The organism is Nocardia sp. JMUB6875 (assembly GCF_041154655.1).
In the GTDB taxonomy this organism is placed as follows: domain Bacteria; phylum Actinomycetota; class Actinomycetes; order Mycobacteriales; family Mycobacteriaceae; genus Nocardia.
This window is the reverse complement of the sequence record NZ_BAAFGR010000236.1, coordinates 1-8,802: the sequence shown is the minus strand read 5'-3', so window position 1 is coordinate 8,802 and position 8,802 is coordinate 1. Positions and strand designations below refer to the sequence as shown.

At 65.6% G+C, this 8,802-nt stretch carries 8 protein-coding genes, 1 pseudogene and 1 riboswitch; of the genes and pseudogenes, 5 read left to right on the top strand and 4 right to left on the bottom strand.

Annotated features, from left to right (window positions below):
• A pseudogene (locus ACAM49_RS36135) lies at positions 1 to 246 on the top strand (hypothetical protein); the annotation flags it as partial.
• 15 nt (positions 247 to 261) lie between these two features.
• Here the strand turns inward: ACAM49_RS36135 and ACAM49_RS36130 are convergent.
• On the bottom strand, positions 262 to 1,734 hold the full coding sequence (locus tag ACAM49_RS36130; RefSeq protein WP_369640033.1) for an alpha/beta hydrolase family protein: 1,473 nt from the start codon (positions 1,732 to 1,734) through the stop codon (positions 262 to 264).
• Here ACAM49_RS36130 and ACAM49_RS36125 point away from each other — a divergent pair.
• The gene (locus ACAM49_RS36125; protein ID WP_369640032.1) at positions 1,685 to 2,722 is read left to right on the top strand and encodes a LacI family DNA-binding transcriptional regulator; all 1,038 of its coding nucleotides are present in this window, start codon (positions 1,685 to 1,687) and stop codon (positions 2,720 to 2,722) included. The two genes, ACAM49_RS36130 and ACAM49_RS36125, sit on opposite strands and share 50 nt — an antisense overlap.
• Positions 2,723 to 3,007: 285 nt before the next feature.
• On the opposite strand, the gene ACAM49_RS36120 is transcribed toward ACAM49_RS36125, so the two are convergent.
• Positions 3,008 to 3,877, bottom strand: coding sequence for a class I SAM-dependent methyltransferase (locus ACAM49_RS36120; protein ID WP_369640031.1), 870 nt, complete (start codon positions 3,875 to 3,877; stop codon positions 3,008 to 3,010).
• Between the two features lie 194 nt (positions 3,878 to 4,071).
• On the opposite strand from ACAM49_RS36120, the gene ACAM49_RS36115 reads away from it, so the two are divergent.
• Positions 4,072 to 5,526, top strand: a complete 1,455-nt coding sequence (locus ACAM49_RS36115) for an NAD(P)-binding protein (RefSeq protein ID WP_369640030.1) — start codon at positions 4,072 to 4,074, stop codon at positions 5,524 to 5,526.
• Positions 5,527 to 5,567: 41 nt separating this feature from the next.
• Here ACAM49_RS36115 and ACAM49_RS36110 read toward each other — a convergent pair whose 3' ends face one another.
• Together ACAM49_RS36110 and ACAM49_RS36105 are read right to left on the bottom strand one after the other, a co-directional pair.
• Positions 5,568 to 6,446, bottom strand: coding sequence for an MBL fold metallo-hydrolase (locus tag ACAM49_RS36110; protein ID WP_369640029.1), 879 nt, complete (start codon positions 6,444 to 6,446; stop codon positions 5,568 to 5,570).
• Positions 6,447 to 6,459: 13 nt separating this feature from the next.
• A riboswitch (guanidine-III (ykkC-III) riboswitch) is annotated at positions 6,460 to 6,525 on the bottom strand.
• Between the two features lie 30 nt (positions 6,526 to 6,555).
• Positions 6,556 to 7,014: a hypothetical protein gene (locus tag ACAM49_RS36105; RefSeq protein WP_369640028.1), complete on the bottom strand. Its 459-nt coding sequence runs from the start codon at positions 7,012 to 7,014 to the stop codon at positions 6,556 to 6,558.
• 407 nt (positions 7,015 to 7,421) lie between these two features.
• On the opposite strand from ACAM49_RS36105, the gene ACAM49_RS36100 reads away from it, so the two are divergent.
• Both ACAM49_RS36100 and ACAM49_RS36095 read left to right on the top strand, forming a co-directional pair.
• Complete coding sequence (locus ACAM49_RS36100; RefSeq protein ID WP_369640027.1) at positions 7,422 to 7,898, top strand: hypothetical protein; 477 nt, start codon at positions 7,422 to 7,424, stop codon at positions 7,896 to 7,898.
• An 88-nt stretch (positions 7,899 to 7,986) separates the two neighbouring features.
• Positions 7,987 to 8,616, top strand: coding sequence for an SMI1/KNR4 family protein (locus tag ACAM49_RS36095; RefSeq protein ID WP_369640026.1), 630 nt, complete (start codon positions 7,987 to 7,989; stop codon positions 8,614 to 8,616).
• Positions 8,617 to 8,802: the final 186 nt, after the last annotated feature.

Here is an 8,802-nt window from a genome sequence, read left to right as displayed (position 1 = left end):
CGCCAATTCGTCGCCGAAGACTCACCCAGCGTCGCCGACGCCCCCCAAATACAAACCGGCATCGACTCCGTTCCACCCGGCACCCGCTACTGCGTGCAGGTAACCCGCCTGACCCCCACCGACAACGACCACTGGTCCGTCAAAATCACCCAACAACCCCCCGGCCAACTCCCCGACGTTTTCACCCAAACCATCACCACCCGAACCCAAGACACCCGAACCCTCATCATGTCCATCGACGAATAGCCCCGTGGGTGAGGCTTACGGCACCGGGATCATTTCCGGGTGCAGCAGGGTGGTCGGCGGGTCTTTCGCGAGGTCGTCGTATCGGCCGAAGGTCGTGTCGAAGAAGGTGCGGAGGTAGCCGCGTTGCAGATCGAGCGAGTTCTGCGGGGCGATGGTGCCGACCACCTCGGCGGCGAAATCGGCGGGCATGATGCCCGCGGCAGCCAGAGCGGGGACGATCAGCTGGTTGTCGCAGAACGAGAGGTGTTGCGAGCCTGCGAGCCGGAATTCCATTTTCGGTCCGCGATCGTTGGCCCAGAACTGCTGCCAGCTGGGGTCCTGGGCGCGACCGTGATCGGTGCTGCCGATCAGAACGAACGGGCGGTCCAATCCGTCCGTGAGCACGGAACCCAGTAGCGTGCCATCCAGATCCACGCTGGCGGCCACGCGCCGATCGTCGTGCATCACCTGGGCTGCGGTGGCGCCACCGAGTGAGTGCCCGAACATCGCGATCTTGGAAGGGTCGAGTGCTCCGGCAAGATTCGCGGGCAGGGGATGTCCGTCAGCATCAGGGTCGATGCCGGCGCTGAGGTCGGTCAACCGGTCGAGAACGAATCGAGTGTCGGAGATTCGCGTCTGTATCGCCTGCCCGACCTGCGCGTAGACCTCATCGGCGTCCGCTCCTTGTGGGAGCACGCTCTTTTCGAGCCGTCCACCGGGGAATTCGGTCGCCGTCGATTCGTAGGTATGACTCATGGTGACCACGACGAATCCGTGGCTGGCCAGATCTTCGGCCTGGGCGGTGCTGGTCTCGCGCGGCATGCCCATGCCGGGAGAGAACAAGATGATCGGCCGCCGCCCCGCGGCGCTGTTCGCCGCCGCGCCGACACGACCGTGGCTCGATCCCACCATCAGCGATCCCGTGATCGGCAGGCCCGCCTCGGCCAACCAGTCCGTGTAGGCCCGCCACACGTGTTCGGAAACCCAGGGCCGCAACGGCATTGCCGCCGGATCGGCAGCGGGGTACCAGATGCTGACCATCAACTCGCGTGTCCGCGCCGACACGTACGGATCGCGTCGAGACGCGTCGACCAGATGGAGATCGACCACGCCTATCGGTTCAGATCCCGTCGGCTCGGGCAGCGTGACGAGTGCCGATTCCTGTTGCGCCGGTGCGGGATCGGCTCGAGCAATCACACCGACCGCAGCACACGCCGAGGTCAGCAGGACTAGCAACAGAAAGCGAAAAACCTTGTCCAACACGCTGATCCCCTCCGCAGCCCAGCCATTGCTCGCCTTCGACCCGCCCAGCCTAGCCGTGTCCGTACCTGGACGGCCACGAGAATGCACTCGAGAGCTGAGGTTCGGCTCGTACTTGTGCGCAGCCTTCTGTATCGTTCTAGTAGAACGATACAGAAAGCGTTGCGGGAGGAGGTGGCAGGTGTCTTCGGGAGCAACCATGAAGTCCGTCGCCGCGGCGGTCGGGGTCTCGCTGTCGACGGTGTCCAACGCCTACAACAAGCCGGATCAGCTCTCGGCCGACGTGCGTGAACGGATCTTCGCGGCGGCGCGCGAGCTCGGCTACTCCGGTCCGCACGCCGCGGCCCGCACGCTGCGCAGCCGCCGCGCCGGCGCGATCGGTCTGCTGCTCACCGAGCAGCTGTCCTATGCGTTCTCCGATCCTTTCGTGGTCGGGCTGCTCGCCGGGTTGAGCGAGGTGGCCGAGACAACGCGCACGGGGTTGCTGCTCATCCCGCTGGCCCGCTACGAATCGGGCGCCGACGAGGCGGCCATGCACGAGTCGGTCGAGACCATGCGCAATGCCGTCGTCGACGGCGTGGTCGCCTACTGCATCGACGCCGGACACCCTGCGCTCGAGGTGATTTCGCGCCGTGGATTGCCGTTCGTGCACACCGAGGATCACATCGCCGCCGGACGGCGCGTGCTGATCGATGAGGTCGGGGCCATGCGTGGTCTGGGCGAGTATCTGGCCAGACTCGGCCACACCGAGGTCGCGATGGTGGTCGACTCGGGGCGAGCCACTACCGCCCCGCACGAGATCACCGATGCCACCACGTTGTACGGCAATGCGCGGCTGCGCATCCAGGGTCTGCGGGAGGGGCTCGGGGCGAATGCTCGGCTGACGGTCGTATCCGGCGGTCACGACTCCGTCGAGGCCGGGATCGCCGCCGCCGCACTGGCTCTCGATCGCCGCGACCGACCGACCGCGATCGCCACCGGCGGCGATGTGCTCGCCTTCGGTGTCATCGAGGCGATGCGGCAACGCGGCCTGGCACCCGGACGCGACATCTCCGTCACCGGATTCGACGATGTCCCGGCCGCGGAGAGCGTCGGGCTCACCACTGTCCGTCAACCGATTCGAGACAAGGGCCGGCTCCTCGGACGCATGCTGCTGGATCCGTCCTATACCGCAGACCGCGTCCTCCTACCCACCGAACTGATCATTCGCTCGAGCACCGGTCCGGTGCGGAGCTGACCCTCGCACGAGGAGATCGACATGCACGCCATCGCCGGCCATATCGCCGTCAAAGCGGCACGGGCCCAATCCAATTCGGCCCTGCCCGACGCTCCGGTCCGTCCCGATCCGCCGCCGCGCGAACCTCGCCTTCGCAAACACGTCGCCGCCTTCTTACGCGGCTCAGCCCAGCGCCAAGCCCGTCTGGCCGACCGCCTCGACCCCTGCCTGGCCAAACCAACACCCTGCTGACTCCGCCACTCGGTCTGGCTGAAGTACGAGGGCCCGGATGTGGCGTGTGCTCGCTCAGGTGACCCGTGCGGTCATCAGGGTCTCGAACGTGTAGGGCCGCAGGCCATCGGTGCGGTTGGCGAAGTACCGCTGCTGGAGGTCTGCACGGGTGGGATGGTCCACGACCTTCAACCCGCACCGGCTGACCAGTCTCTCGATGTCCGGTACCGGCCAGCCAGGCTGCAGAGGCTCGCCGACAGCAGCGGCGATTGGCGTGTAGGTGCGGGCGAATTCCGTTCCCACGGGGTCGAGTACGGCGTCCTCGGCCCGGTAGGAGAACACCACCTCGGACCCGGGAGCAGCTGCGGCGATCGTGCGCAATCCCGACTCGATCGCCGGTGCCGTCAGATAGGGGGCGACGCCGGTCCAGCAGAACAGCGTCGGCTGCGCCCAGTCGAATCCGGCCGGGCCCAATGCGTTCTGAACCGGCCCGGCCTCGAAATCGGCCGGCACGAATACCTGCGAGTGGTTGAGTGGCAGACCGAGTTCCCTGACCCGCTCGAGTTTCCAGGCTTGGGAGGCAGGGTGATCGACCTCGAATACCGTCAGCGAGCCGAGCAGATCCGGCCGCCGCCACGCGAACGAGTCGAGCCCCGCACCGAGAATCACGTACTGCGTGAAGGCGCCGGCGGTGAGCCGGTCCTCGACGTACCGGCCGCGGGTGCAAACGGCCGCGCGGGATTCACGAAGGACCGGGCCGGGAAACAGCGGATCGAACCGATCTCGCAACTGCTGCCATACCGGGCCGACAAGCACCAGGGCCAGCACATCGTCCAGCACCCACGGCGCCGCCGTCTCCAGCCGAAACAATCCACGCGACACCGCCGCGAACATCGCCGTTCTACTCGGTGCGCTTTCCATGCCTCGCTCCTCCCCGGCCAGCACCCCCGGCCCACTCTGCGCCCTTCACAGGATGCGCCTGAAGCGCCCTGACGGCCATAACCAGGTCGGGAGGGGTGTGGAAGACATGGCGGGAGCGCAGATTTCCGGTGAAATCGGGTGTCCGCATGGAGAAATATCTTTCGGAGCCGGGCGGAGGAAGCGACGCGGATACTGGGTGGGAGCTTGGAGGAGGCGTCGTGGATCTTCGGGCACCCGTGTGCGTGGTGGGCGCTGGGCAGAGTGGGATTCTCGTGGCGGCGAAGTTGCGGGAGTTGGGGTTCGAGCGGGTCGATGTGTTCGAGGCGCGGCCGCGGATCGGGGGTTACTGCGAGACCGCGACGGTGGCGGGTGAGGTGTACGACTTCCAGGCGCACCTGGTGATTCAGCAGGACTTCGGGGAGGGGTTCGCGGGGACGGCGATTCACGGATTGCTGGAGCGGCATCCGGTCGAGATGCAAACCGAGGCTTTGTATTTCGTGGGGCGCTCGCGGTCCGGCAAACCCCGGATAGGGGTGCCGCCGCATTTCGTGCCGCTGTTCGCGTCCTCGACGCCGGAACAGGTGGCCGATCAGATCGCCGAGGCGTGGACGATCATCGAAGGGGCGGTGCGGGATCGGCGCGGGCCGGGCATGAACGGGCTGGCGTTCGACCGCCGGGCGGGGGAGACGTGGGAGACATATCGGGCTCGGCACGCACCGCTGGTGGGGGAGGTGCTGCAGGGGCTGACCCTGTACGCGAACATGCGGCGGCCGCGGCAACCGGCCGAGAGCGTCATCAATATCAATGCGCATATCTCTGGGCATGTCTCGCAGTTGGCGAAGATGATGCTGTCGGCATATCCGGGGCGGCGGGCGGACCTGTTGAAACGCCTACCGGAATCACTCGTCGCACAGATGAATTCACCCCACCCGGTCACTGTCAGCTTTCGGCATGGTTTCATCGATCTGCTCCAGCGCATCGTCGCCGACCATCGAATCGAGGTGATGGTCGACGCTCCGGTGACGCGGATCGAATCGCTCGGTGCGGAAGGTGTTCGCGTCAGTTATCGACGCGCCGGAGTGGCGTGCGAGGCCCGGTATTCCCGGGTCGTGGTCACGACGCGGCCCACGCAGATCCGGGAGATGTTCCCGGACGGGGAGATACGGGAACTTTTCGACGAGCGGAACTGCCCGCGCACCTGGACCCGCAGTTACCTCATCCGGGTCCGCAATGAGCTCATCGCCTTCCCTCGTGGCGTCGATGACCCCGAACCGCTGGGGTTTTGGGTGATCGACCCGTACGGAAGCTACACCGACACCGATCCGGAGCAGGCCCTGCATCGGATCACCGCGGCCAACAAGCAGCACCCGGGGCCGTACTGGGTGTGCTTCAGCAATTCGGACAGATCGGTATCCGACGCGCGCGCCTGGGAGCTGGCGAAGGAGAGCCTATTCCTGTTCGAGGACCCCGAGCTGATCACCGAGACCATTGCCGAATGGCCCGCGTACCCGAGCGCCGCGGCGGTCCGCGGCGGGTGGCTCGACCGGGTGGAGGCCATCCAGGGACGCGACGGTATCCACTTCGCCGGGGAGATATTGTCCGGCCCGACCATCGAGTGCATCAGTTCCTTTGTGCAGGAAGTGATCCCGCAGTGGTTCGACCCCGGGAACTGACAGCCGGTGTGTCTTGACCGGGCGGGGCATGGTCGCGTTGTTCAAGGGATGGGGTACAGGATGAAGCGGGGGAAGGCGCGTCGGGTGGGTGTGGAGCCGATTTCGTTGATCGCCGCGCGGATTTCGCGGAGATCGTCGGTGGTCATTTCCAGTGGGGGCTCGTCGGGCTGGTAGGTGGTGCGGACCGGGTAGTCCACGCCCGGCTCGGTGGTCATCTCGATGTGGCAGCCGAGAATGTGAGTGACCGGCCGGCGGTCGCAGAACTCGATCAGGCGGTCGATGCTGCGGGTGAAGGCCGCCCAGTTCTGGATGTAGAGCCGCCCGGGGTAGACCGTGTCGCCGGTGAGCAGGAACCCGGTCCACGGATCGTGGAACGTGACCGCTGCTTCGTGGTGGCCGGGGGTGGCCAGGCACTCCAGCACGCGGCCGCCCAGGTCGATCTGCACCACGGCATCAGGGTCCTCACGGAATCCGAGGTACTTCCAGGCCGTGGCCATGTCGGCGCCGACCACCGTGGTGTCGGGGCGGTCGGTGAACTGGCTGTCGCCGGCGATGTGGTCGCCATGCGGATGGGTGTGCAGCACCAGCAGGTGATACCCCTGCCGCGGATGTCGCGCGAGCCAGGCCTCGACGAGCTCGTCGACCACGCGGCGCAACGGGAAGAACTCGGCGGACGTGGTGGCGCCGGTGTCGATCAGCACCGCACGAGTGTTTCCGAACAGCAAGAACAGAAACGGGGCCTCGTAATTGATCGCCATGTTCTGCCGGAGAATGACGGTGTGCTGGTCGTAGGCGTACACCTGGATGTCTTCATCGGTGTTGTGCTTGGCCGACGGGGAACCGTGGATCCACCGGACATCCAGTGGGCGAGCCTTGGAACTCGCTGCGGTGAAATCGATCAGCGATACGCCTGCATTCATGAGCCCTCCTTGAGTGGCGTCGTCTTTGCAGGCCGGGTACGGCGCATCTCGTCCGGGGCAGGCCCGTACAAGCCTCCGCGGCGAAATTATCACGGCTCAGGACCGGCGATCATCCCCGGACCCGACCACGACGCCCCGAAGTATCGGCGTCCACCAGGGCATCGGTGAAGCTCATCTGGGCTCCGTCCTCGCGCTGCATGCCGAAGTTGATCACCGTCAAGGTCTGTTCCAGGGTGGCTTCGGGCATGTTGATCCGTCGAAAGTCTTCCAGTGCCAGGGGATCCGGGGACCGGAGGTTGAATCGGATGAGGCCACGGGATACCTGCTCCATTCCCAGAAACAGCGAGTGCTCGATGTCCGGAACCGGCACATCCTTCACGACCTCGGGGGTCTGACTCAGCGCCATCGCGCTGGGTGCAGTCGGCGCTGACGGGCAGAACGCGGAGAGATAGACAAGACGGTGGATGGCTTCGGGGATGGCATTGCCGACCAGACCGATCAGTTCACCGATCTGTTCGTGTACGACGGCATGCCGCGAATGCAGGCGCGGGTACTGACTTGCCTGCACCTCACCGACTCCGGCAGCCTCACCGCCGCCGAATTGGTGCGTCGTCTCGGAGTGAGACCGCTACTACATCGACGATCGCACCTGGTACCGCACCACACTCGACCTGGCCCGTGCCTCCGAGGAAAAGGTCGAGGCAGCCCGCCGCGGCGCCGAAATCCTCGGTGCGACGACCCCCGCGGGCATCCGTCTGAGCGAGATCGGTCGATACCTCGACTACCTCGGTCGCGAGAAGGTCCAAGCCGTTGCACGATGGCACGAATCAGGGCCCGACCCGACGCCGAACCCGCGGTCGATGAGTGCGGTTGCCCAAGGAATTCGGGGCGAAGCAGTTAACTGAAATTGACATGTTTCAGTGCTTGCGGGCGGGTAGCGTGCGCCGGGATTTCGGGAATCGATCCAGGAGGAAGATGATCGCGGATACTCGCTCCGGCCGGCGAATCGGCTGGGGCGCAGCAGGGTTGGTGGTGGCTGCCGCCGTGGTTGTGGCCGGAGCGCCGACCGCGGGTGCGTCCGTCACGAATTTCCAGATGACGGCGCAGACCTACTACGTCGGAAGCGCCTACGGGATGAGGGCGTACACCGTGGAGCACGCCGGACAGCGGTATGTGGCCTTCTACGACAATGGTCAGTGCATCGGCGGGGCGAAGACCTGGACCGCCGGGGAAGTCGAGGTCTACACGCCGACAGCCGATATGACGTGGATCCCGACAACGGCCGGACGTCACGTCCTCACGGCCGACGATGGGGAGAGCGCCAAGACGATTACCGTCGACGTACTGCCGGCCGCGCCCGGGAGCACCCCGGCGACCGGATACAAATACCCCGGCTGCGGAGCGCTGGACCGCCTGATCTATACCGGCAGTTCAAGTTTCGGATCCAACTGAGCGCAGCCGACGTCACCGGCGGCGGCGTGCATTTGCGACGAGCCGCCGGTTGGCCGGGGGTGTCGGTGCCCGTGGTTATGGTCGGCGCATGAACCAGCCCGCTTCGCGTAGCTTCGATCAGGTTTGGACTCGGTTTGTGCACCATCTCGGGATGTATTCGCCGGCGTCCGTTGCGACGCTGCAACCTGGCGCTACCGCTGAGCAGATCGCAAAGCTGGAGGCTGCGCTGGGTTTTGCGCTGCATCCCGATGTCCGGGCATTGCTCGAACATCACAACGGCACAGCGTATGTCGATGGGAATGCGGTCGAAGGCGCCGACTTCCTGCCGATGACGTACATGCTCGACCCGATTGACCAGATCCTGGCCGGGCACGAATGGCGAACCACCTTCAGTGCCGAGAATCGAGCGATGGGCCTCGGGGAGGAGACGCTCTACGGCCATGCCCATCAATGGGTTCCGATCGCACACTCGATCGACGCCGGTATCTTGTTCGTCGAGCACCGGCCCGGACCGACCTATGGTCACGTCATCGAATTGGGTATCGGGTCGGGTGCCTTCGAGGGCACGCTGTGGGGCGAGACTCTGGTCGAGTTCTTCGACACCCTCACACACTGCCTCAACAGCCGCACCCCTTTCCGGGGCCAAACCCCCAGCCTTCGGGAGTCGAACCGCGGTGAGAAGACTTATCTGCACTGGGAGTTCGACTGGGACGAGTGAACCCGCCGGAGGACCCTTCCTGCGAGCCTGGGTAGCCGCGGAGGCGTTTCACAGAGGCGGTGGGTGTGCTGTGGGGCTGCTAGGGTGCGAAGCGGTGACTCGATCGGGGTGACTCGGATCGGGCGGTGAAAGCTGTTCTTCGATAGGGAGTTTCGGGTTGGAGACTACGGGGTCTTGGGGGCAGGT